The organism is Carnobacterium sp. GW821-FHT04C06 (genome assembly GCF_059420345.1).
Map to the genome: position 1 here is coordinate 81,981 of NZ_JBWKTN010000003.1, position 24,526 is coordinate 106,506.

General features: G+C 36.5%; 21 protein-coding genes and 1 pseudogene. 1 reads left to right on the forward strand and 21 read right to left on the reverse strand.

Features of this window, described 5'->3' with window-relative positions:
• Window positions 1–274: 274 nt before the first annotated feature.
• From AC07SW_RS05785 to AC07SW_RS05880, 20 genes and pseudogenes are all read right to left on the reverse strand, one after another.
• Complete coding sequence (locus AC07SW_RS05785; protein WP_376711434.1) at window positions 275–571, reverse strand: STAS domain-containing protein; 297 nt, start codon at window positions 569–571, stop codon at window positions 275–277.
• Window positions 572–1,711: pseudogene (locus AC07SW_RS05790) on the reverse strand (SulP family inorganic anion transporter); the annotation flags it as partial.
• 401 nt (window positions 1,712–2,112) lie between these two features.
• On the reverse strand, window positions 2,113–3,123 hold the full coding sequence (locus tag AC07SW_RS05795; RefSeq protein WP_135022767.1) for a sugar kinase: 1,011 nt from the start codon (window positions 3,121–3,123) through the stop codon (window positions 2,113–2,115).
• A 25-nt stretch (window positions 3,124–3,148) separates the two neighbouring features.
• Window positions 3,149–3,889, reverse strand: a complete 741-nt coding sequence (dagF, locus tag AC07SW_RS05800; protein WP_109841224.1) for a 2-dehydro-3-deoxy-phosphogluconate aldolase — start codon at window positions 3,887–3,889, stop codon at window positions 3,149–3,151.
• A 30-nt stretch (window positions 3,890–3,919) separates the two neighbouring features.
• Complete coding sequence (locus AC07SW_RS05805; RefSeq protein WP_135022766.1) at window positions 3,920–5,017, reverse strand: DgaE family pyridoxal phosphate-dependent ammonia lyase; 1,098 nt, start codon at window positions 5,015–5,017, stop codon at window positions 3,920–3,922.
• Between the two features lies 1 nt (window position 5,018).
• On the reverse strand, window positions 5,019–6,131 hold the full coding sequence (locus AC07SW_RS05810) for an amidohydrolase/deacetylase family metallohydrolase (RefSeq protein ID WP_494632436.1): 1,113 nt from the start codon (window positions 6,129–6,131) through the stop codon (window positions 5,019–5,021).
• Between the two features lie 8 nt (window positions 6,132–6,139).
• Window positions 6,140–7,228 (reverse strand): DUF871 domain-containing protein, encoded by a 1,089-nt coding sequence (locus AC07SW_RS05815; protein ID WP_463685136.1) that lies wholly within the window; start codon window positions 7,226–7,228, stop codon window positions 6,140–6,142.
• Window positions 7,225–7,497 carry a hypothetical protein gene (locus AC07SW_RS05820; protein ID WP_034571779.1) on the reverse strand — a complete coding sequence of 91 codons (273 nt, stop codon included), beginning with the start codon at window positions 7,495–7,497 and terminating at the stop codon, window positions 7,225–7,227. Before AC07SW_RS05820 ends, AC07SW_RS05815 begins: the two co-directional genes overlap by 4 nt.
• Window positions 7,498–7,551: 54 nt before the next feature.
• The gene (locus tag AC07SW_RS05825) at window positions 7,552–8,850 is read right to left on the reverse strand and encodes a PTS sugar transporter subunit IIC (protein ID WP_034571781.1); all 1,299 of its coding nucleotides are present in this window, start codon (window positions 8,848–8,850) and stop codon (window positions 7,552–7,554) included.
• 117 nt (window positions 8,851–8,967) lie between these two features.
• Window positions 8,968–9,624, reverse strand: coding sequence for a DUF4310 family protein (locus AC07SW_RS05830; RefSeq protein ID WP_074402270.1), 657 nt, complete (start codon window positions 9,622–9,624; stop codon window positions 8,968–8,970).
• A 22-nt stretch (window positions 9,625–9,646) separates the two neighbouring features.
• On the reverse strand, window positions 9,647–10,429 hold the full coding sequence (locus AC07SW_RS05835) for a DUF4311 domain-containing protein (RefSeq protein ID WP_034571785.1): 783 nt from the start codon (window positions 10,427–10,429) through the stop codon (window positions 9,647–9,649).
• Entirely contained in the window at window positions 10,430–10,804 is a 375-nt protein-coding gene (locus tag AC07SW_RS05840) for a DUF4312 family protein (protein WP_463685134.1), read from the reverse strand.
• Window positions 10,805–10,836: 32 nt separating this feature from the next.
• Window positions 10,837–11,193: a glycine-rich SFCGS family protein gene (locus tag AC07SW_RS05845; protein ID WP_034571791.1), complete on the reverse strand. Its 357-nt coding sequence runs from the start codon at window positions 11,191–11,193 to the stop codon at window positions 10,837–10,839.
• Between the two features lie 40 nt (window positions 11,194–11,233).
• Window positions 11,234–11,581, reverse strand: coding sequence for a transcriptional regulator (locus AC07SW_RS05850; RefSeq protein ID WP_034571794.1), 348 nt, complete (start codon window positions 11,579–11,581; stop codon window positions 11,234–11,236).
• Between the two features lie 12 nt (window positions 11,582–11,593).
• On the reverse strand, window positions 11,594–13,450 hold the full coding sequence (locus AC07SW_RS05855; protein WP_494632438.1) for a BglG family transcription antiterminator: 1,857 nt from the start codon (window positions 13,448–13,450) through the stop codon (window positions 11,594–11,596).
• 225 nt (window positions 13,451–13,675) lie between these two features.
• Window positions 13,676–14,380, reverse strand: coding sequence for a GntR family transcriptional regulator (locus tag AC07SW_RS05860; protein ID WP_074402264.1), 705 nt, complete (start codon window positions 14,378–14,380; stop codon window positions 13,676–13,678).
• A gap of 195 nt (window positions 14,381–14,575) precedes the next feature.
• Complete coding sequence (locus tag AC07SW_RS05865) at window positions 14,576–15,427, reverse strand: PRD domain-containing protein (protein ID WP_119907533.1); 852 nt, start codon at window positions 15,425–15,427, stop codon at window positions 14,576–14,578.
• 20 nt (window positions 15,428–15,447) lie between these two features.
• Window positions 15,448–16,914 (reverse strand): glycoside hydrolase family 1 protein, encoded by a 1,467-nt coding sequence (locus tag AC07SW_RS05870; RefSeq protein ID WP_494632439.1) that lies wholly within the window; start codon window positions 16,912–16,914, stop codon window positions 15,448–15,450.
• A 29-nt stretch (window positions 16,915–16,943) separates the two neighbouring features.
• Complete coding sequence (locus AC07SW_RS05875; protein WP_494632441.1) at window positions 16,944–18,782, reverse strand: beta-glucoside-specific PTS transporter subunit IIABC; 1,839 nt, start codon at window positions 18,780–18,782, stop codon at window positions 16,944–16,946.
• 290 nt (window positions 18,783–19,072) lie between these two features.
• A complete protein-coding gene (locus tag AC07SW_RS05880) occupies window positions 19,073–21,082 on the reverse strand; it encodes a KUP/HAK/KT family potassium transporter (protein ID WP_119907530.1) in 2,010 nt (669 codons plus the stop codon).
• A 315-nt stretch (window positions 21,083–21,397) separates the two neighbouring features.
• On the opposite strand from AC07SW_RS05880, the gene AC07SW_RS05885 reads away from it, so the two are divergent.
• Window positions 21,398–23,599: a GH92 family glycosyl hydrolase gene (locus AC07SW_RS05885; protein ID WP_202872135.1), complete on the forward strand. Its 2,202-nt coding sequence runs from the start codon at window positions 21,398–21,400 to the stop codon at window positions 23,597–23,599.
• Between the two features lie 37 nt (window positions 23,600–23,636).
• On the opposite strand, the gene AC07SW_RS05890 is transcribed toward AC07SW_RS05885, so the two are convergent.
• Complete coding sequence (locus AC07SW_RS05890; protein ID WP_119907528.1) at window positions 23,637–24,512, reverse strand: ROK family protein; 876 nt, start codon at window positions 24,510–24,512, stop codon at window positions 23,637–23,639.
• Window positions 24,513–24,526: the final 14 nt, after the last annotated feature.

Below are 24,526 nucleotides of genomic sequence, written 5' to 3' on the forward strand. Positions count from 1 at the left end.
CTTATTTAAAAGCAACTCTGAATTTAAATTGTCCTTTCGCTATCTTTTGAATTTACTTGTAACGAACTAGTGGTTTAGTGTTCCTATTCTTTTTCAAAATAGGGATGAGCATTTTTAGTTTCATTTAATAATTTGAAAAACTAGCCGTGTTCGTTTTATTGAACGATTATTATAGAGTTTTTAAATATGTAATTTACGCGTGAATCTAACCTTCGGATTCACGCTATCTTTAGTTATTTTTTATTTGTACATATCTTTTTGAATTCATTTTTTATTATTCTGATAAAAGTAAGTCTATCTCATTACGCAATTCAGGATTATGAATTTCTAAACCAATAATGGCTATTTTTCTGTTTTGTTTTTTTGTATTGATAATCAAGGTCTTTAGTGCTTCAATTCCAGAATGATCCAATATATGTGAGTCAGATAAATTTATTATAAGTGTCTCGTTATCGTAATCACGAGATTCAAAATAGTGAAGAAACTCATGTGTAGAAGCAAAAAATAAAGGTCCCCTTACTACAAATACATTCTCCTCTTGAGTGATAGAAATGTTAGCTAATTTTGCCATGAAAATGACAGAACTTAGTAAAACTCCAACAAAAATACCAATTGCTAAATTATGTGTATAGACAACTAGACTAATGGTCACTAACATAATCATGCTCTCAGTTATTTGAAAAGATCGAATAAGCGACAAGCTCTCCCATTCAAAGGTTTCAAATGAAACGGTAATCATAATTCCAATAAGAGCTGCCGTAGGAATTTGTACCATCATATCCTTTAACCCAAAAATTAATACTAATAATGCTATTCCCGCAATAAAAGTAGAAAGCCTTTTTCGTCCTCCAGATTTTACATTTATCACAGCTTGCCCAATCATTGCGCAACCTGCTGGACCACCAAATAATCCTGTCACTATATTGGCAAGACCTTGCGATTTTACCTCTCTTTTACTATCCCCTTTAGTTTCAGTCATTTTATCAACTAATGGAATCGTTAAAAGAGATTCTATAAGCCCCACCATTGTCAAAGCAATCGCTGTTGGAAAAATGATTACAAGTGTTTCAATAGTGAATGGAACAGTTGGAAAAGACAAAATAGGTACAACTGTAGACATGTTTCCCATATCTCCAATTTTTTGCAAATACTCAGGAAATATCATTGCCACAACGGTCATGATCAGGATAACAATTAATGCTGGTGGGACTGCTTTTATGATTTTTGGAAGTGCGTACATCAATATAATAGTGAGTGCTACCATAAAATACGTCCATAATGTTTGCCCCGGCAATTGTTGAATTTGTGCTAAAAAAATCAAAATAGCTAAAGCATTTACGAAGCCAAACATAACAGTTTTTGGAATGAATTTCATTAATTTTTGAATCCCTAGGTATCCTAAAATTAGTTGCAAAAGACCCGTTAAGATCGTTGCTGCAATCATATATTCAAGACCATGACTTTTGATTAAGCTAGCCATAACAAGCGCCATCGATCCGGCAGCTGCAGAAACCATAGCCGGTCTTCCACCTGTAAAAGAAATTACCAAAATGGTCGTCGCTGAAGCAAATAAAGCTGTCATTGGATTTACCCCTGCAATAATGGCAAAACCAACAACTTCTGGAAGTAATGCTATTGAAGAAACTAATCCAGCAAATAAATCATTTCTTATATTTCCTAGCCATTCTTCTTTTTTTATACTAAATAGCATGTAACCCGTTCACATCCTTTAAAAATTATAGTTAAGTGTCACAACTTTACCATAATATCAAAATTATATTAACTAATAAAGCAACACAGCCTCTTAAAAATATTTTTATACACAGGTCTGTGGGTAACTATTATAAATGAATTTAAGTTATTCACAGAGGTTGTGTATAACTTATCTATTTTTCTGCAATTAAACCGATTAAAAAAACCGATTTTACGGTTTTAATAACAGCTATACATACTTATGCACATTTTTTTGTGGGTAACTCCTAATTTTATCCACAGATGCTTTCTGTTTTTGTTGATAACTTCTTTTTTTTACACAATTATTTCCTTAAAAAAAAGAATCAAACCCTTCCATAGTGGAAAACGGATCTGATTCTTTCTACTTTAAATTCTTTCTTACCGAATAACGTCCCCTCGGTTTCCCTGACTAAACGCTTCTACCTGCTCTCTTCTCATTAAAGGGCTATCCCCGAAGGTCGTGTGGGCTAGAACAGCATTATTGATTGCAAATTGAACCATTTTTTGATTGTCCCATTTCTCAATCATTCCTGTAATAATCCCTGCAGCATAGGCATCCCCAGTTCCGATACGGTCATAAATCTGTAATTCCATTGGCTGGCTCAGGGCGAATTCTTGGTTGCTTGTTACAAAACCTCGAATGGATAGAGTAGTTTCTTTTTGACGAATGGTTCCTGCAAAGTACGTTAATTGATACTGCTTGACAAACATTTGGCTAACATAGGCTAACTGTTCAATGGAACCTTCCAGTTCTGTTGGAATTTTAAAATCCATCAACTCTGTTAAATCTCTTATACCCCCAATCACAATGTCACAATAGGGTAGAATTGCCTCAAATTGTTGTTTTACCCATTCGTGACTATTGTGTTTATTTAAACTTGGCCGGTAATTGAAATCAAAACAAACTTTTTTACCCGTCTGATGTGCCAATTCAGCCAATTTAAAAGCTGCTTGTCTAGTCCCTTCTGACAACATTAACGCAATACCGCAAATATGGATCACCTCACTGTTAGCGACCGCTGTTGCTAAATCATAATCGATAAGGGTACTTTCACCAAAGGAGCTAGCTAAACGATTTAAATACGTCACTTCCGAAGGCCGATTGCCAAAGCCCATCTCTAAAAAATAAAGTCCCATATGATCGCCTTGATAACGAACGAATTCATCTTTGATACCTAGGCTTCGAATAGCGCCTGCTGCTGCTCTTCCTACTTGATTGTCTGGTAAGATGGTTAACATTGATGTCTCGTACCCAAAATGAGCTAAGCTACTCAAAATATTGACTCCTGTTCCGGTAAAGCTTAGATCTACATTATCTGTTTGTTGAATCAATTTATACTGAGGTGGCGTCAAACGCATCATCACTTCGCCAAATGCTAAAATTTTCATAGGTAGCTCCTTTTTCTAAAATTGATTAAGCGAGTGTTTTTTTCATCATTTCTAGTAAAGTCTTCACGTCTTCGGGGCGTGTATCACCTGTTGTAGCATCAATAATTGAACTATAGACATGAGGAATAACTTTTTTTACGCCTGCATCAATAGCGATTTGAACAATTTCTTCAAAGTTTTCAAGATCAATCCCACCTGTTGGCTCTAAATAAAAGTCATGTTCAGCGCAAGCTTTGGCTACAGCTTTGTATTCTTCAATATGTTGCAAGCCTTTCATTGGGAAAAATTTGATGGAGCTGCCTCCCATATCTTTTAACAATGCAATTGCCGTTTCAATTGTCACTTCTCCAGCAGGCATTTGACTACTTAGTGGCCCTGTTGCAATATTCACTAAACCTACTTTTCCAGTAGGTGAAATCAGTCCGTTGACAATTGTTTCTGATTGATTTAATAAAGCGCGACTTGTTCCAACACCTGTGAATACTTGATTTACATGTTGCGGTTGTAAGGTTCCTGAGATGCGACTCACCATTTGACTTTGATTCGGATCTCCTGCCCCTAAACCAACTGATAAGGCATTGTTAGTTGCAGCTTGGTAGCGTTCCATATCGGCAATTGCTGCCTCATCACTGTCATAATTTTTTGATAAAACTCCGAGCACGATATGCCCATCCGCTGCTTTATAACAGTCCATGGCGTTTTCAACAGAGTTGGCTAAGACATTTAAACAAATACGGTCTTCTAAATAATTGGGTGTTTTTTTCATAATGGGGTTCCTTCTTTCATTTTAAGTCATTTATTTTAAAATTTCTGCCAAACGAGTCACGATTTGTTGCATTTCTTTCTCGTTTACAGCACGAATATCAAATTCAATAATGCCATTATTTCCGCGGTATTCTCTTGTATAAATCGCAATCTGGCCTTCTTTTAACTTTTTAATCACTTCTACTGCACTCAGTGGAGCAGAATCTTTAATTTGAACCTTCGCTCGGTAAATCTCACGTCCTGCTCCGTCTTGTTCCACGCTGGCTTGAAGATGAGGCAGTTGATTCAACTCTTTAATAAAAGGTTCTAAACGAGTTCTCATAGATGTTCCTGACTCGCTACCATCTCGTACATATTCTTCAATTGCTGTGGTTAGGCCTAGAATATTTTCTTTTCCAATTTTCATGGCACGACCAATGCCTTTTCCTTGCAGACGAACCCACTCAATAAAGCTCGCTTTTCCAATCACTAGTCCAGAACTTGGTCCGCCTAATGCTTTAGCACCGCTATAAATGACTAAATCAGCGCCTGCTTCACGGTATTTCACTAAATCCTCTTCTGCTGCTGCATCCACAATCAGTGGCAACTTATGACGTTTGGCTACAGCTGCCGCCTCGTCAACCGTCAACATACTTTTTTGCACAGTATGATGGCTCTTAATATAGAGAATCGCCGCAGTATTTGGCGTAATCATCATTTCTAAGTGTTCAGCTGAGCACATATTTGCGTAGCCCGCTTCAACGACTTGCCCGCCGCCTAATTCAACCATCACTTCTACAGGTGTTCCATAGTCAACATTATGACCTTTCGGTAGAATAATCTCACGTTTAGTAATCTGATTTGTAAACGGATGGTACACATGATACAAATTTCCTTCTCCAATTACTCCAGCTACCGATTGGGCAATTCCTGCTGAAGCTGAAGAAACAACAATTCCATCTTCTGCACCTAGCAAATTCGCAATGTGTTTCCCCGTTTGAATCGTTAAATCCGCCATCTCAAAAAAATGCTGTCCTCCAAATTGTTGGGCTGCAAGAACTTCATCACTAACCTTCGAAACTCCTAAGATGGTCATTTTTCCACTTGCATTAATAACCTCTTTTAGATTGTATTTTTCGTAACTATTCATTTCAGTTTCCTCCTACTGGATAAACTTCGCCATTAACGATTGTGTAGATTGGCTGAATCAATTCATTGGTTTTTCTTGTTCCACCATTTGAATCTGTTAACCCTTTTTCACCCGCTACTACATTAAAAATAGTCATATCCGCATCAAAATCAGGCTTCAATTCGCCTTTAGTTGCTAAATGGAAAGCACGGGCTGGATTTGTTGTTACCATCGGCATTAGCTCTTCTAAGGTATATCCTAAAGTGCGCATTTTTTCAAGCGTTGTCGCTAAATCGTAGACTGGACCTGTTTCACGATTTCGATGGTAAATATCGGTACTAACCGTTTGAGGCGTTAGCCCCGCTTCTTGAGCCACTTGAGCCACATGAAAATTAAAGCTATCTGTTCCGTGTCCAATATCAAAAAGAATACCACGACGGTATGCATCCCAAACAAAAGGTTTAATCCGTCCCTCACTGTCTAAAATTCCATTTTCTTTTCCATTGAAACAGTGGGTTACTATATCGCCTTTTTCCATTAAAGCTAACGTTTCATCTAAGGTAGGTGGTGCCGATCCGATGTGTACCATTAAAGGTAAATTTTCATTTTTCTTTTGGATATTTTTAGCCAACTCTAGTGGTACAATATCATTTTCTCCAACTACAGTCTTGCTCATCCTTGCTTTGATTCCTACGATAAAATCAGGATATTCTTGCAACGCTTCGTGAATCAACTCTTCTTTGATTTTTTTCAAATCAGCTAGTTCATCTTGCTCGACAATGCCCCATTTTGAAATATTCACCAGTGCATAGACATTGGTTTTGGCCTTTTTCGCTAATTGATAAAAATCTCCAATATTTTCTGCACCAGTTGTTCCTGCGTCGATTACCGTCGTTACGCCTTTGGGAATTCCAATTGCATCGGGTGAATCATAATACAAGGTCATTTTTTCATAGCAATGCACATGGTCATCGATCCAACCAGCAGATACAACGGATTGATGCTTTAAATCTAACACTTTTTTAGCTGTCACCGATAGTTTTTCTGCAACTGCAGTAATTTTCCCAGCTTCAATGGCAACTTCAATTGATTTTCCTGTAACACTCTTTCCATTTTTAATGTATAAATCTACCATGTTACGCCTCACTTTTCGTTGAATTTAAACTTACTCCATGGGTAGATAAAGTCCAACAAGATGTGCTCTTCAGGGATAATGTGTCCAACTAAATTTTTACGCTCATCCTGATGAGGCTCTAAAACCACTTGTAGTTCATTTTTGTATTTGCCAAATTGATCATTGCCAATCACAATGTCGCCTTTTTGGAACATCTGTAAATGATCATGTGGTTTATTTTCATGATTTTTAAATTTTTTGCGTACTTCTGTGGAACGGATCACTTGATCCGTAATATCCCCTCGGCGGTAATGTTGCATTGTTTTAACGATTTCTTTTTCCACAGGATTAACGTCTGCCACAAACTCAATATCAAAGGTCACTTGATAAGGATTTATTTGTGATAAAGCGTTTAATTCATCGTCTGATGCATATGCATTGCCTATAATCACGTCATCAATCCTATTCGTAGCAAATAGATGCTTTGCTTGAACTTCAACGGGAAGAAAACGATGCATTTCGACTGTTGGCAATCCATCATTAATGTCCCAAGGACCCATCTTTCCTACTTGAGAATTTACAAAAGCTGCTGTTCTTAATCCTTGGTTTTTAAAACGTTCGTTGCATTTCATAAAGAAATCAAATGGCAATGCCGTTCCATTTTGTGGATAAAAATTATGACATCCATACAACATTGGTTTATTGGCTTGATAAGTTAAGATGTTATCTAGGTAGGCTACATCATTACTCATATTTAATTCAATAATCATTTCATATGGATTGAAAGAAATCATCGCTTCTTTGTTTCCATCAAAACCAACATCTAACCGTAAACCGTCTGCTCCTAGCTGATGGAAAAAGCTTAAATCATCATATGAAATGGCTAGCTCATCAAAAATAGACGGGGCAATATCTAAAATAACTTCGTATCCCAGTTCTTTCGCAAAATGAATAATATGAGTAAATTTAGTTGCAACAGCCTCTTTTCCTTCCGTTACTTCTAACATGCTCATAAAAATTCTTGAAAATCCATACTCTGCTGCCTTTTTTAAATAGGCTTCATCTACTTTTACATCACTATGATCTGGGTATATGGATACACCTAAACGTCTCTTCATATTTTCCCGCCTCTTTCCATTTCATTAAATACTTTACGGTATTTGCCAGCAATAATACTTGCCACTAACATGGTCATTGCCACTACTAGTGGAACGGCAATCGATAATAAAACACCCATCACCATGCTTAAAACAATTACAAAAATACCACCTAAAATTAATTTCAGTGCAGAACAATCCATTATTTCTTTAGGGATTTTTTCTTTTTCTACAAGATATTGACACCCGATAAAATAAACGACAAATCCAATAAAATAAATTAGTTGCATTTTTCTCACCAAGGAAGAAAGCCAAAGGACTTTCCCCCATTCCTTTTCTTAAATTTAGTTCATTTCAGCTGCTTCTCGTTCACGAGCTAATTGTTGTTTTTCAAAAACTTTAAAGAATGGATAATAGATAGCTAAGGAAATAAAGAAGTTGATAATAACTAAAATTCCCGCCATAATACTCCAGTTCGTACTAATCCAAGCTGCAATCGGTGAAATAACTGTAAATGGCAACCTTGCTGTCATCATTGGGACGACATTGGTCACTGTTAAAATATAAGATAATGTTGTTGTAACTAACGGAGCAAGAATAAATGGCAAACCTAAAATTGGATTCATTACAATGGGTGCACCAAAAATAATCGGTTCATTGATATTGAATAATCCTGGTAAAAGTGACAATTTTCCTAAGCTACGTAAATATTCTGATTTTGAAAAGAGGAATAAAACGACTAACGAAAGCGTCGCTCCTGCTCCACCAATCCAGACAAACCATTGTAAGAATTGTTCTGTAAAGATATTAGGCAATTGATGGGCATTTGTTCCAGCTTGAAAAGCATCCATATTTTCTGCAATTGAAATATCCCAGAAAGGACGAATCACTGGTCCCATAATTGCTGGCCCGTGAATTCCCAAAACCCAGAAGAAAGTAATTAGAAAGACCGTTAAAAGTCCACCAAATAAACTATTCCCAGCTAACACGCCTTTCAAGGGCATCAATATCGTACTTAAGAAGCTACTAATATCAAAACCTAAAACATAACGAATTGTCCAAAAGAACAGAATAATGACTGCTGTTGGCAATAAAGCGACAAATGAATTGGAAACCTCAGGTGGAACACCTTCTGGCATTTTAATGGTAATATTCTTTTCTTTCATAAATCGATAGATCTCAACTGAAATAATTGATGTTACAATGGCACCAAATAACGATGCCGAGCTTAGCGATGCGATATTAATATAACGACCTGCTTCAATTACTTTATCGACTGGATCTAAGACTTGCGTGGGTACCACAGTGGAAATTAAGAAGGCTAAAACTGCCAGTAATCCACTGGTCATACTATCCATTTTATAGCTTTTGGCTAATGAAGATGAGATCCCAAAGGTAGCATATAAAGACAGGATTCCAACTGTAAATCGAAATGGAACATCTAAAATAGATTTATAAGGTTCAATGATGGCTGCAACGGAATCAATTGGAATATTAAGCAAAATCGTGAAAAATGATCCGACAATTGTTAAGGGTAGCGTTGCAATAATCCCTTTTCTAATCGCCGTCATATGACGTTGTGATCCAATTTTTGTTGCTACTGGTAGTACTTTTGATTCTAATAACTCAACAAGTTTATCCATACGTTCCTCCCAAATAAAGATTATAATGTTTTACAAAAACAATATAACATTATAACCTTTAGATGTAAACGATTTCTTGAATTGTTTTTTAGATTCATCCCTCTTGCCTTCTTAAAACTAACTTCCTAAAGCAATAGGGAAAATCGCTCCTAAAATCATGGCTCCTAAAATGGCTCCTCCTGCAATGGGTTTTTTCCAAAGATAAAAAATGACTGCGCCAATTGTTGCACCAATTCCAATTGGAATCGATGCGCCACATGCGCTTAAAATAATCAAAGGACCTAAAAATCGACCTGAGGCATTTCCTGCTCCCATCATGACATCTGCTCCAAAAGTTGAATTTGATTGATTGATAGTAAACTTACGAATCAATACAATAATTCCTCCGGTTGCCAATCCACAAATTAAACCTGTTAATAATGCCAATGCAAAATTTTCAATTGGGGCAACAATTCCCATACTAAGCAAAATCGCTGGCACACCGATTCCAATTCCGGTTAAAATCGCTCCCCCTAGATCTAAGATACCGACTAATGACCCTTCTAATATGCGAGCAAATAAGAAACTAGCACCAAAAGCTGCAGCTGCGCCATAGGAACCTCCATCCATTCCCGCTTTTAACATTGCCACAATTGCGACCTCGTTAAATGCTCCAACGCCGTATACAAAATACATATGTGTTCCGGCAAAAATACCTGCCGCTAAAAGCCCAACAAAGATTGGAAACGACCAATCCGCAAACCAAAAATTTGGTTTTTCAATTCGTTCATTCATCTATTATTCCCACCTTCTTTTATTATTTGCCGATATTAAAGATACCGTGAGTGTTTTCTAACCATTGTGGAATTTGTACTCTAAAGCTTTCTAGCATTTGTAAATCAAAGCCTCTAAAGAAACCACTTAAAATAAAGAGTAAAATAACTGCTACCATCATGCTCTTAGTCACACGATTCCAACCAATTTCATCCACGCCTTTGCCAATTAGAATCCCAAGGACTACGCCTGGTGTTGCATTTCCCATAACCATTGCAGATAAGCCACCAAAGATCGTTCCCCATAAACCGGAACGTTTTCCAGCATCAATTGCAGCTAGCCAAAATAGTACTGGCATGACCGTGTTGATTAATAGATTGGCTGCTGGTACTAAAACAGCTACTGCCGTTACTTGTAACGCTTCTGGAATTGCTGAAGCGGTTGTATTTAAGAATGCCACTAAAATCATTCCAATCACGCCGCCAGCAATACTCATTTTTTTAGGATCATGCATTGTTTCTGCTACGTTTTTATTTTTAATCATCAAAGCAGCCGTTGCCCAGTTGGGAATGACACGATGGGTAATATCTTGCGTAAACGCACCTGCTCCAACCGTTGATGCCCAAGCATTAAAGAAAAAACCTAGTCCAAATGAGAAATGACTCGCCGCATCCCCTTCACAAGCATTCATCTCACCTAGCGTTCTAAAGGCGCCTAGGCCTTGTGTTGTCGGGGCATGGAACATGCGTGCTGCCCCAGCTCCAGCTGCAAACCCCACCAAGCCTCCGATAAACAATGATTTCAACAAAATAATAATAATCGTCATCTAACTTTCCTCCTTTTGAATCAATTTCTTTTTACGAAAAGGATTGGAGACACCATTTGGATCAGAAATCTTTTTTTTGACAAAGGTTACTTTCTCCATTTCGATTAAGGTTACTTCAATCTCAACATTTAAAACGACCCGGTAAGTAACTCTTGTCCTGGGTAAGAACAAGAATAAAAATTTTTCTATAAAAGTTGCCTCTTCTGCAACAAGAACCTGAACATCTAGCGGTTCAATACGTAGCACAACTTCATTGCTTTCCTTTAATACTTTTGTATGAATGCTATTTAAGGCACTTGCAAAAGCTTGTGTTTTTTCTTTACCAGTTCCCTCTACTCGAATCACCTGTCTTTTTTTGCATCTGACTTCTGACAAATGGATCTCCTCCTCTTGTGTTTTTTATTCTATTAGGATCCAATTTTTTTTAAATACGTTTCAACAATCCGTTTCCCTAATTCTTCTTGGTCCATGAAACCAAAGCCTAAAACAGTTTTTCCATCATTGATTGCCGTGATTCCCTCTTCGACTGAGCGCATGCCATGTCGTTCTGGATAGCCATATTTCGTTGCTGCTGTTAACGCCCCAGCGCCTCCACTGCCACAAAATGAAATACCTAAATCGGCTTTCTCTTGTTGCATCACGTCACCCAAACGCATATCAGCCCCCATTCCTGGTACTACAACAGCTTTTCCTCCTGCTGCTTCTACTCCTTTTGCGACATTTTGTCCTTTTCCTAATCGATCTGCAATGACTACTGTTATCATAATTGTTGCCTCCTAGTATTATTGTTTGTATTTCATTTAGTTAATTCAATTTATTTTGTCTTGCTGTTTCAAAATGAATCGATAAAACATATTTTTCATCAACGGCTAAATTTCCAACTTCTTTTACGACTGCTTGAGAAAGAGCCAGTGCCTCCTTAGAAACCTCGCTAAACATCAACGGATCAACACGCATCATCCTTTCGTTCGTTTGTGAACGACGAATCATTTCACCTAAATGATTCGCTAATACAACCAATTGAACTTCCGTTGGTACAATTTCAAATGTGCGTAATTTTGCTAACGTAAAATCTATTATTTTTCTTGTTGCAACAGAGTCGTGACTTGCTAAAATGATTTCTTCAACCGCTTGTGTCACTTGATTTTCCAAAATCTATTCCTCCTAAATGGTTAGGTATTGTAATAAAGCTGTGATTTCAGCTTTGTTAATTGGCAACTTATTTTTTGCCATAATGCTTTCAACTTCAGCAACTTCTTCTTGATAATTAAGTAATGAATCTGGTGCTACATTGCCTTTATTTTCATATTGCGATTGAAAATAAATTCGATGAACCATCATATAGACATGTAATAAAAAGGCTGCTTCGTACTCTTCTTGGATACGTTGATTAAATAATTTTATTAGTTCCTCATATACCAGAAATCCCATTAAAATTAATTCTCTGCTTTCTTCTTCAATTCCGTTTTGACTTGGTTTTCCTTTACTTGCCAAAAATTTTGTCGTTGTTTTATTTGGATTTCCTTGTAAAATTCCTTCTACCATTTTACGAATGGTTGCGATATCTGATTTAGTTGGGATGGGATTGACTTTAACGAAGGGCAGTTGTATATCTTCTAATGGAAAAATACTCACAACTAAATCGGGCTCTACTTCTTGAAGGACTTCTTTTACTTTTAAAACAGAAGCAAAGCTAGCAATTTCAACGTTTGGAACTTCTTCCATAATTCGTTGTTGAATGAGACTCGTCACTCCTAAACCGGTAGAACAAATGTAAACGATTCTCACAATCGTCTGATTGATCGTTAATTTTTCAAATGACACGAGAAAATGCAAGGCAATGTACGAAATAAAAGAATCGTTAATAATCGATACGGATTTAGAAATTTCTTTTTGACAAGCATCACTAATCGTTTGAAATAAAGAAGGATACCGTTGCTTAATATCTTCTGTAAAGGGATTGTACTCATTTACAAACAGGTATTTTTTATGCAGCTTCAATGATAAATGGGCGAATAAATTGGTAAATAATTGCTGATCTCCATTGAATGCAACCTCTTCTTTTTCGCTGACAAATGCAATCATCTGTCTCGTTAAATCGGCTATATTGTGTTCTTCATAAGCCATTAAAACATCACTAAAAATATAAATGTACTCATCTTCCAATATTGGAAATTCATAGGAACTAAAAACTTGTCGCATCAATAAGAATGGCAATTCTTTTTTCTTTTCCAATAGTTCTTGATTGGGCAATATTTTATAGCTTTCAATGGTGTGATTGATATTCATTCTGGCAGTAGCGATGGTTACGCGTAAAATAATCGATAAAATTTCGCTATAATTGAACTGCTCTAACACTTCTTGATTCACGATTTTTGAGATTTCAAATAAGGTCACTTGGTAGATTTGTTGCATTTGGCTATGAATGGCTAATTTCAACTGATGATTGCTTTCTTCTGTGGGATTGGTGATTACGTTCATAATATTGTAAATATCGTAATCCGTAATTCCTTTTTGAATAATAAATTCTAGCAATAGCCGAATCTGATTTTCTGCTCCTACGATGGTGTAACCAAAATAGTTCTTTCGAATCAATTGCAATTGGTAGCTCATTAAGACCTGTTCTAATTTTTCTAAATCTGCTACAATGGTGCTTTTACTGACTTTTAAATCATCTGCAAGCTGTTGGGTGGTTAAATAAGTGGTTTGCAAGCATAGAATCGTAATCATTTGATGTATTCTAATTTCTTGATCTGGATACAATTCATAACGCTCAACTTGCAACAATTCATTTTTTAATTCGATTCTTTTAGAGTCTGTCACGTCTAGCCAGATTCCTTTGTTTCGCTGTGTACACAATAAACTGTCTTTTTTTGTAAACCATGTTTTGATTGCGTCTAAATCATACTTGATTGTGCGAATACTCATTTGAAACTGTTCCGCTAATTCTTTGGTTGTAATGGCGTTTTCTAAATCCAATAAGGCTAAGATTATTTTGATTTGTCGTTTTGATAGCTGCATCTTGCTCAATCCTTTCTTTCTTCAGCACTTTATTAAAACCCTTTACATTCCAAATATATCGGTATCTATGCTGAAATACAATAGTAGATGATTGCACTTGAATAAGTGCAGTTTTTTTATTTTCTTTTTAACTTCTTGCATGACTTTTCTTTTTAAATAAATGAAGAACAAAAAAAACAGCACTAAGCCGTGGCTTTTTGTGCTGTTTTTCGTCCTTATTAAGGATTAAATTTCATATTCAATCAAATAAGGATACTTGATTGTGTCATAAAGTGCATACGAAATTTCAATGATTTCTCCTGTTTGACTATATGAAGTTCGCTTTCGTTTTAATAAGTGGCTTTGATCGGTGGCTAACAAGGTTTTAATTTCTTGGCTTACTTCCTCCACTGAAAAGCTATCTTGAAATCGAGCAACCACCTTTTGGTGACTAGCTAACCATTTATACAAAGAAATTTGTTCCATTTGAATCAGGTTTTTTTCATTTCCTAAAGTTGGCAAGTAATGTTCAAAGTAAATATACGGTTCCTCATCTAATCGATAAAAACGTGTCAATTTAAAGGCTTGTTTCCCAAAAATTTGGGTTAGCTCTGTTTGATCGACGGTTAGTTTCACTTTTTCTACGGCTAAAATTTCTTTGGTTAAATGGTGACCTGATGCTTCAATCATACTAGAAAATGAGGCTGCTTTAGACAGTTTATTAAATAATCGATCACTTAATACAGTTGTTCCTTTGCCACTTTTCTTTTCCACATAGCCTTCATTCGATAAAATCTCAATCGCTTTACGAACTGTGATTTTACTAACATTAAAGGTTTGTTCTAGTTCATTTTCAGTAGGGATTTGCGTGCCAACAGGGTAAACCCCATTTAAAATAGCAGATTTGATATTTTCAGCAACTTCGATATACAACGGACCTTTTGCTTTCATAGTCTCTCCCTTCGTTTTATGTAGTATCTTTAGAATAGGAGAGTCGATGGCATTAGTCAATAAAAAACTTTATTTCGTTAAAATGTCTTTAACTATTTTGAGCAAGACTAGTTGTCATCGCTATTCTTATCTTCTTTGCTAAAAAAAACAAGCCTTGACTTCAAATCAAGACTTGTTGAATCATTTAATCAGACACTAGTCATTTTCAATCGCAGAATGATTCATCAAACGATTAAGATGAACACCAAGGTAAACCAATTCATTTTCCGGGATTTGTGTATGGTAGCTTTGATCGATATAATTTTTAACTTTTGTTGCAATTTCCATTGCACCTGGATATAAAGACCACATTTGACGGTACAATTCATCTTCCTTTTCTTGAAGTAGACCATCGGAAAAAAAACGATCAACAAAAAAGCGGACATGGGTGATAAAACGTGTATAATGTACTGAATTTGTATCAATTTCTTGTCGTAGTGAATAGCGGACCATGTTAACGATTGTTCCAACCAATTTAGCTTTTTTTAACCCATCTTTGTCCTCGTGGTTGTCGGATTGAGCATTAATTAAATGAAAAGCAATATTTGAAGCTTCTTCAATTGGTAGCTCAATTTGATAGCTCGTTTTCATTTTGTTTAAAGCAATCTCACCAATATGAAGCTCTTTTGGATAGTAATTTTTAATTTCCCAATACAATCGATTCGAAGTATTTAATCCCTTCTCACTACGTTCAACTGCAAAATGCAAGTGGTCGGAAAGGGTTAAATAAATACTTGTATTCAGTGATACAGCTAACTCTTCTTCTGCAATCGAAACAATTTCTTTCGTGATTTCAAAAAATTTCATTGGAATTTCATCAACTAGTTCAGCAAATTGTGAAGACTTCTGCTCTTCTATTGGCAAGAAAATTTGGTCAACTACTGAATCGGAAATAAAATCGCCCCTTTTTTTACCGTAACCGATTCCTTTCCCTAGAGCAATCATTTCTTGTCCTTCTTTTTCCACAAGAACTACACTTGAATTCAATACTTTTTTTACTAAGATCATCCAGATCCTCTCCTTGTCTACTACTCCTCTAAACTTCCACCATTTGTGGCAATAACCTCTTGATACCAGTCAAAGGAATCTTTTTTAGAGCGATTGTATGTGCCATTTCCTTCATCATCTGTATCAACATAGATGAATCCGTAACGTTTTGACATTTGAGATGTTCCTGCGCTGACTAAATCAATCGGCGCCCAACTCGTGTATCCTATCAAATCGACCCCCTCATCAATGGCTTCTTTCATTTGTTGAAAATGTGCTTTAAAATAAGCAATTCGATAGGGATCGTGAATATGTCCCTCTTCAACCGTATCAACAGATCCCATTCCGTTTTCTACAATCATCAACGGTAGCTGATAGCGATCGTATAATTCAATCAAGGCAATTTTTAGTCCTTTGGGATCGATTTGCCATCCCCAGTCTGTTGATGGTAGATATGGATTTTTAACACCTAAAACAGTATTACCAGGAGTTCTTTCCGCTTTAGGATCTCCAGACTCTGCCATCGACATATAATAACTGAACGAAAGAAAATCAACCGTATTTTCTCTCAAAATTTGTCGTTCTTCTGGAGTTATTTTAATGTCAATTCCTTTATTTTTTAAAGCAACTTCAATCATTTTAGGATATTCTCCCTTCACTTGAACATCCGTATAAAAATTATTTTCTAAATTTTTCTTTAATGTAAGTTCAACATCAAGAGGATCACAAGTTAGTGGATAGGTCATTAACTTAGTCAACATACAGCCTACTTTGTTTTCTTGATTAATTTCATGCGCTATTTTTGTTACTAATGCACTTGCAACAAATTGATGATGCAATGCTTGATAGATTTCTTGCTCTTCTTTTCCAGGTTGACACTTGTCTGGCACAATCCCAGCTGTTGTAAATGGATGACGATGAATACTATCAATTTCATTAAACGTCAACCAGTAATCAACGTATTCACCAAATTCTTCGAAACAAACGGTTGCAAAACGAACAAAATCATCTATCACTCGACGATTAACCCATCCATTGTACTTTAAACTAAGAGATAATGGCATTTCATAATGGGACAGCGTAACAATTGGTTTGATTCCTAGGCGTTGCATCTCTTTAAATACACTACGATAAAAGGCGATTCCTTTTTCGTTTGGTTGTTCTTCTTCACCTGTTGGAAAGAGACGTGTCCACGCGATAGACAAACGTAAAGTTTTAAATCCTAGTTCGCTAAACAATGCCAAATCCTCTTTGTAGCGATGATAAAAGTCAATTCCTCGACGTTTTGGGTACCATTTGTCTGTTTTATCAGCCATCGCTGATTCAATTGTTGAAGTGGAAATATCCATATGAGCTGCATAATCTTTATTATCTACATGTGGTTTGTAACTAGCAATATCCGCTACAGATAAGCCCTTTCCATCAACATTCCAGCCCCCCTCTACTTGATTGGCAGCAATTGCGCCACCCCATAAAAAATTCTTTGGAAATGTGTTTTTAATTTTCATAATATCCTCCTATTTTCACGTTTTTTCTGTTATATAATTGGTACAATGGATAAGACATCCGTCTGGTTCGTAACCATCTCAGATTGATGAGACGTTTTAACCGTGTAGGCTTCCTTATTTGTTACAACACAGACAATCGTTGGATCAAATCCAGCTGATTTAATTTTTTCCAGATTGAATTCAATCAATTTTTGTCCTTTCACGACCTTATCCCCCACTTGTACAAATACTTCAAATCCTTCTCCACCTAATTGTACGGTATTTAGACCAATGTGAAATAGAATTTCTGCTCCATTAGTTGTTTTAAATCCTAAAGCATGTTTTGTTTCAAATACCATGGTAATTTCACCGTCTTCTGGTGCAATCAATACATTATCGTCTGGAATGATCGCAAGTCCATCTCCCATTAACCCACTTGAAAAGACATCGTCTTTGACTTCACTCAAAGAAATAATTTGTCCTGCGACTGGACTGATTAATTGTTCAGCGTCTGCGTTAGAAGCTTCGTTGACCTCATCAGCTTTTTCTAATTCAACCTCATCTTTGTAGCTAACTAGTACAGCTATAAATCCAATTACAAAGGAAATACCTACTGTGACAAATGCCCAAATTAAGTTCATTGGATTTACTTTATCGACAAACATCGTAATGCTAGCTAAACCAGGTCCTACCAATGCAAAAGCTTTAATGGCCATAATCCCTGCAAAACTACCTCCGACTAAACTTGCAAACATCACACTATACAACACACGTTTATTTAAAATGGTTACGCCATATAAAGCTGGTTCTGTAATCCCAAAGAGTGCTGAAATTGCTGCAGATATCGCAGTAGAACGTAGCTTTTGATCTTTTGTTTTAATACTTACAGCAAAACAGGCCCCAGATTCCGCAATGTTATGAGCTAATGAAGCAGGTAAGTAAAGGAGTTCCGCTCCAATTTCACTTATTGAAGAAACAGCATATGGAATCATGGCTTTGTGCATACCCGTCACTACCATAAAGGGCAAGCCTGCTGCCAATACTCCTGTAGCAACCCAACCCAAGCGAGAATAAAGCCAAATGATTGCTGTAGAAAAAACAGTCCCAACATTATATCCTAATGGGCCTAAAACAAGTAGTGCGACTGGTACTGTAATCAATAAACTCATCATTGGAACAAAGAAAATTCGAATGGGCTTTGGTGAATAGTTGGTAAATAGTTTTTCTACTTGCGCATAAAATAATACCGTTAAAATTGCTGGAAACACTTGAGAAGCATAGGCAATATTCGTTATACCAAAGCCTAAAAAAGTAGCTCCTTCTGTCAATAAAGTAGACAGTTCTGGCAAAATCAGTGCCCCTACAGCTGATACGGCAACTAGCTGGTTTACTTTTAATTTATTTGCCGTTGTCATAGCAACCAAAATAGGTAAAAAGTAAAGCGGTGCACCTCCGATTAAGTTAAGAATTTGGTAGGTCTGGCTTTGATCGCTCATTACTCCAGTAACAGAAGCAAGCAACAATAATGATTTTAAAATACCTCCACCAGCAATGGCTGGAATAAGGGGCTGAAAAATAGAAATAATAAAATCTAATATTACGGCTCCCCATTTTTGTTTTTCAGTTGAACTGCCTGATTCTGATAGTTCTCCTAACAAAGCTTTCATTTCATCGTAAACTTCAACAACATCATTGCCGATAATGACTTGACATTGAACATTTTGACGAACTCCAATGACGCCATCAATTTTTTCAAGTTTTTCAGTTTCTATTTTAGCATTATCTTTTAACGTAAAACGTAATCGAGTCGAGCAATGCTCAAGGTGTGATACATTTTCTTTTCCGCCAATTAGCGGTAGAATCGATACAGCAGTTTCTTTATAGTTCATCACAATTTCTCCTTTATAAGTAGTTACGTAGTATTGGCCAAACACTACGCAAAAAAAACAGGCAGAATCTAAATACTGCATTCATCAAAATGAAACTCTTTTTTGAAAAATACTTTATTTAGGTCCTGCCTGCATTACCAGTCACATGCCTGTTCTTAATTGTCTTTATGTTAGCATATGTTTTTTGAAAACGCAACCATTTTTTTGTTTAGCTGATTTATTATGTGAAAAAAAACGATACAACCATCTATTTAAAGGTTGTATCGTCTTTTATAGCTTTATATGTCACGTTACTTCGCTACTCGCTTCAACATCAAATCTTTCCGCTTCCCTAAGAATAATGGCACGTATTCGATTTCAACGTCACTTGCATTTAAGCCAAACCATTTTTCGGGTTCAACTGTATGACGTTTCAGCATGAGTTTCGCTTGCATTATAAAGGTTTCAAAGCTGTTTAATTCTGTTTCCATGGAAAGTTGTTCTTGAATCAAGATAAAGCGGAAATCGCCGACTTTACGTCCTGGAATGGTTGTATAGTTTCTTGATTGAATGTCTACTTCGCCACTTTCAACTAATTCTGTTACGATTTGTCGTAAGAATACATTGAGTTTTTGATTGACTCTAAACCCTAATTTTAGTTGAATCTTAATCATATAATCTGTTCCACCAATGTTGTCTACGGTGTACTCTGCGGTATAGGGTTCGTCTGTTACAACCACATTTACAAACCAATACACATCTGCGCGTTTTGGTCGTTTATCTAAGATAGAATACATAATTTTAGATTCTACTTGTCCGGGTTTGGCACAATTGGTTAAATAAACTAAGTTTGTTGCATATTTTGTACGGTCTGCGTCATGAGTTAATTGCACCAACTGATCTTTATAATCTGCTAATGGCACATTTTCCAATAAGCGCATTTTAATTTTGTAGCTGCGAATGCAGATAAACATAACAAACAGAATAGCCAGTGCTATAATCACAGTTACAAAACCACCATGCATAAATTTAACGGCACTTGATAGGAAGAATGAAAATTCAAAAGCGCCAAAGAAAAGCAACATTCCCATTGCAACCCATTTTGGACAATGAATTTTAATCAAATAATTGTACAATAAAATAGTCGTCATCAACATAGTGACCGTAATGGCTAAACCATAGGCGGCCTCCATTCGATCAGAACTTCTAAAGAATAACACCACTCCTACGCACACTGCCCAAAGGATTGTATTGACTGTTGAAATGTAAACTTGTCCTTTTGAACTTGATGGATAGCGACTGTGAAGACGTGGCAATAGATTCAATTTAATGGCTTCTGAAACAAGTGTATACGAACCAGAAATCAAGGCTTGTGAGGCTATGATTGCGGCTAATGTAGCGATTACGACACCATAAATCAAGAATTGTTTTGGCATCATTTGAAAGAAAGGGTTCATATCTTTCATTGCTAATAATCGAGGATCATTTTTGGCATCTAATAACCATGCAGCTTGACCAAAATAATTTAAAACTAGACTTAATTTTACAAAGCCCCATGTTGCGTAAATGTTTTTTCTTCCCGCATGTCCCAAATCAGAATACAACGCCTCTGCACCTGTTGTTGCTAGGAAAACACCACCTAAAATGAAAAATCCCATTTTATTTTCATCGCTAAAAAGAACTGCGATTGCATAGTGTGGGGACAATGCTCTAAACAACGTCACATCTCTTGTAATATTCACAATCCCAAAAATAGCTAAGGTTGTAAACCAAACCATCATAATTGGTCCAAACATTTTCCCAACAGTTTCCGATCCAAAACGTTGAATTAAAAACAAGGCACTGATAATCGTAATTACAATTACGATGATTATATGTTGGTTTTCACCAAAGAACGAACTAAATACCGGTATCTCTTTTAATCCTTCAATGGCTGACGTTACTGTTACCGCCGGGGTGAGCATTCCGTCTGCTAAGAGCGTGGCGCCCCCAATCATAGCTGGAACGATGAGCCATTTGGCTTGCTTTCGAACTAAAGTATATAAGGAGAAAATCCCACCTTCACCATGGTTATCTGCCCGTAACGTAATTAAGACGTATTTAATGGTTGTTAAAATGGTAATCGTCCAAAATACGAGTGAAACTGAACCTAAAATAAAGTTTTCGGAAATATTAGCTAAACCACCATTTCCTTTTACAATAGCTTTCATTACATAAAGTGGTGACGTTCCGATATCGCCATAAACAACACCTAACGCAACTAAAATTCCACCTAGTGTTACTTTGTTCATATGACTTCTTCTGTCATGATTTACTTCCATTTTTCTGATCCTCTTTTAATTGAATTTTGACTTGCTTTGTGAATTTGAAACTTTCCTTGAAACCATTTCGATTTGTTTTATTGATAATAGCATTCCTGAAATCTAAGCTTGATTATACCAAATATAAAAATAATAACAATCATCTTTTCAACTTTATTTTTACCGAAAAATTATTAAAAAAAATTTTAGTTCAGCCCTTTTTAATGATATATCATTAAAAAGAATTACAACATTTCGCAAACACCTTACAAACCTTTTATAGATATGTTAAAATAGTTGTATTGATATATCAAATAAAACAAAAAGAGAGGTTTTATTATGCTAGAGTCTATTGACACACGACAAGGTACTCATAACAGTCACAGTTTTTCAAATGGAAATACCTTACCTTACACAAGTTTGCCTTTTGGAATGAATCATTATGTTCCGCAAACCAATCATGAATCTAGTTGGTTTTTCAATCCACTTCACCGCACCTTTCAAGGAATTCGAATTAGCCATCAACCAAGTCCTTGGATGGGCGATTTTGCACATATCTTAATGACACCGGTTACAGGAACCTATTTAAAAGGAGATGTGTTTAGCTATCAAAGCTCCTATCGACCTGAAGAAGCGATTTTTCAACCTCACTATTTAAAAATAAAGCAACAGCGCTATCAAATTACAACTGAATTGACCCCTACTGAACGCGGCGCCAGTTTAAAACTAACCTATCCACAGAAAGATGATCCTGGCTTTATTTTACAAGCACCTGGCAAATCCTCTTATCAACTTGATGTTGAAACTTCGACGTTAACCGGTTTTATTTCAAATTTCTCAGGTTGTTTAGATGAAAATTTTAAACTCTACTTCACAATGACTTTTGATGCTTCTATTGACTTAGCTAAAACGGGCTACTTTAATGGCGATGACTTTATCTCAGCTACTGAATTAAACGGGCAAGATAAAGCTTTTATTCTTCGTTTTTTGACATTGTCGAATCAACAGGCATCTATTAAATTAGCCACTTCTTATATCAGTATTGAGCAGGCTCAATTAAATTACCAACGTGAACTAGCTGAACATTCATTTGCAGATTTAAAGACTCTTGCAGCAGATCGTTGGACTCATTATCTATCTAAAATTGAGATTCAAAGCTCCAATCAAGAACAGGTGAAAACTTTTTACACTTGCTTGTACCGAATGTTTTTATTTCCACAAAAATTCTACGAGCTTACATTAGATAATCAACCGATTCACTACAATACAACTACTAAAAAAGTCGCTAATGGTATTTTGTACACAAATAATGGTTTTTGGGATACTTACAAAACCGTCTACCCTCTCTATTCTTTGATTGCTCCTACTGAATATCAAGAAATTTTGGAGGGTTTGCTCACTTCCTATCGCGAAACAGGCTACTTACCTAAATGGCTTTCACCTGATGAACGCGGACTGATGCCAGGAACCTTGGTAGATGCTGTTATTGCTGACGCTGCAGTGAAAGGTCTCGTTAATCAAGTTCAACTAGAAGAATTTTTATCTGCCATGCTCCATGCTGCTACGACTCAAAGTAAAGATCCAAATTATGGTCGAAGAGGGACAACCGATTACCTGAAATATGGCTACGTTCCACTGGATCACCATGAAAGTGTGAACCACACCTTGGATTATGCGTATAGTGATTTTTGTATTAGCCAAGTAGCTGATTTATTAGGAAAAACCGAGTTGGCTAAAACGTACCGCTCAAATGCTTTAAATTATCAGAATTTATTTGATCCTGATTCTGGCTTGATGCGGGCGAAAAATACAAAAGGGGAATTCAGACCACATTTTAACGATCTGAACTGGGGTCTTGATTACGCAGAAGGCAGCGCATGGCAAAATAGTTTTGCTGTCTACCAGGATTTTGCAGGTTTAATTAAGCTTTATGGCTCAAAGGAAGCATTCTTCAAAAAAATAACTGATTTGTGCAACCAACCGCCTGAATTTGATGTGCTTGGCTATGGTTTTGAAATTCATGAAATGAGTGAAATGGCCGCTGTTGATTATGGTCAGTTAGCTCTTTCAAATCAACCTAGCTTCCATTTGCCTTACTTGTTTAATTATGTAGGTCAACCTGCTTCCACTCAAGTTGTAGTGAAACAACTCATGACACGCTTGTTTAATAGTGGTTTTGATGGCTTTCCAGGGGATGAAGATAATGGGAGCATGTCTGGTTGGTTTGTCTTTAGTGCTCTCGGCTTTTATCCAGTAACCCCAGGTAGTGGGGAATATGTCCTTGGCATTCCATTGTTTGATTCAGTTAAGATACACTTGCCAAATGGAAAGGCTTTGACGATTGAAACAGACAATAACGTTCCCCAAGCAAATTTTGTTGCCAATTTGAAAGTGAATCAACAAGACTATCGCCCTCTATTTTTAACTCATCAAACCTTACTAGAGGGAGCAAGTCTTCATTTTACATTAGGACTAGCGCCAACTTACCATGACTATTCAACTAAAGAAGTTCCTTTCTCAATTTCTGAATCCAACTAAAAAAACATTGAGCTAATTGAATTAGCTCAATGTTTTTTTAGTTTAAACTCGGATAACGCTCACTAAATACTGCAACTGCCCCTACCAAATTCGCATCATTTCGATACACACAAGGGACCACTTGAGGGACAAAGTCTTTCAGCTCATTTTTAGCTAATAAGACTTCCATTCGCTGGTTGATTTCAGGATAAAGCTCTTCTTTTTTTGAAATTCCGCCACCAATAATAATCAATTCTGGATCTACTGTGAATTGTAAATTATACAGCCCGACTGTTAAATAGTGATAAAATTCATGAACAGCTTCCAAGGCATCTTCTTCTCCTTGATTGGCTCTTTCAAAAACCTCTTCCCCTGTATAGAGTGTTCCTTTTTTTTCTGAATAACGTTTCGCCATATTGGCTGCTGTTCCTAGCTCGCTAAAGCTTTCTCCACGATCCAAAATCATTAAACCAAATTCACCGCCATAAAGATGTTTCCCCTTTTGCAACTTCCCTTCCATGATTACTGCTCCGCCAATTCCTGTACCAATGACAACAAACAATACATTTTTCTTTCCCTTACCAGCGCCTTGCCACATTTCAGCTAGGGCAGCGCAGTTGGCGTCATTTTCAATTGTCACAGGTCGATTAAAGCTGTGCTCAAAATGGGCTTTGATGGGAAAACGATGAATATAAGGAATGGCGCTGATTCCACCAATTTCTCCTTTTTGAGTATCTACAGTGCCCGGTGCACTAATCCCAATACCCACTATTTCATATTTTAATTCAAGCTCATTTAAAACCGCTTTCATTTTTTCTTCTAATTCATCAAAAGAAGTTGGGGTACTGAAATTACTAATTTCTTGCAACTGATTGTTTTCCCAAATTCCGTATTTTACTGCCGTTCCTCCTAAGTCAAAAGCTAAAATTGCCATCTACGTTCCTCCTA

Coding starts and splice junctions, on each gene's coding strand:
- AC07SW_RS05845 (WP_034571791.1), bottom strand. CDS start 11,193: ATGATAACAGTAGTCATTGCAGATCGATTAGGAAAAGGACAAAATGTC.
- AC07SW_RS05860 (WP_074402264.1), bottom strand. CDS start 14,380: ATGAAAGCAAAAGGTCCGTTGTATATCGAAGTTGCTGAAAATATCAAA.
- AC07SW_RS05830 (WP_074402270.1), bottom strand. CDS start 9,624: ATGAATGAACGAATTGAAAAACCAAATTTTTGGTTTGCGGATTGGTCG.
- AC07SW_RS05795 (WP_135022767.1), bottom strand. CDS start 3,123: ATGAAAATTTTAGCATTTGGCGAAGTGATGATGCGTTTGACGCCACCT.
- AC07SW_RS05835 (WP_034571785.1), bottom strand. CDS start 10,429: ATGACGATTATTATTATTTTGTTGAAATCATTGTTTATCGGAGGCTTG.
- AC07SW_RS05865 (WP_119907533.1), bottom strand. CDS start 15,427: ATGATCTTAGTAAAAAAAGTATTGAATTCAAGTGTAGTTCTTGTGGAA.
- AC07SW_RS05825 (WP_034571781.1), bottom strand. CDS start 8,850: ATGGATAAACTTGTTGAGTTATTAGAATCAAAAGTACTACCAGTAGCA.
- AC07SW_RS05870 (WP_494632439.1), bottom strand. CDS start 16,914: ATGAAAATTAAAAACACATTTCCAAAGAATTTTTTATGGGGTGGCGCA.
- dagF (WP_109841224.1), bottom strand. CDS start 3,889: ATGAAAAAAACACCCAATTATTTAGAAGACCGTATTTGTTTAAATGTC.
- AC07SW_RS05785 (WP_376711434.1), bottom strand. CDS start 571: ATGGCAAAATTAGCTAACATTTCTATCACTCAAGAGGAGAATGTATTT.
- AC07SW_RS05875 (WP_494632441.1), bottom strand. CDS start 18,782: ATGAACTATAAAGAAACTGCTGTATCGATTCTACCGCTAATTGGCGGA.
- AC07SW_RS05890 (WP_119907528.1), bottom strand. CDS start 24,512: ATGGCAATTTTAGCTTTTGACTTAGGAGGAACGGCAGTAAAATACGGA.
- AC07SW_RS05815 (WP_463685136.1), bottom strand. CDS start 7,228: ATGAAGAGACGTTTAGGTGTATCCATATACCCAGATCATAGTGATGTA.
- AC07SW_RS05820 (WP_034571779.1), bottom strand. CDS start 7,497: ATGCAACTAATTTATTTTATTGGATTTGTCGTTTATTTTATCGGGTGT.
- AC07SW_RS05805 (WP_135022766.1), bottom strand. CDS start 5,017: ATGAATAGTTACGAAAAATACAATCTAAAAGAGGTTATTAATGCAAGT.
- AC07SW_RS05855 (WP_494632438.1), bottom strand. CDS start 13,450: ATGCAGCTATCAAAACGACAAATCAAAATAATCTTAGCCTTATTGGAT.
- AC07SW_RS05880 (WP_119907530.1), bottom strand. CDS start 21,082: ATGGAAGTAAATCATGACAGAAGAAGTCATATGAACAAAGTAACACTA.
- AC07SW_RS05810 (WP_494632436.1), bottom strand. CDS start 6,131: ATGGTAGATTTATACATTAAAAATGGAAAGAGTGTTACAGGAAAATCA.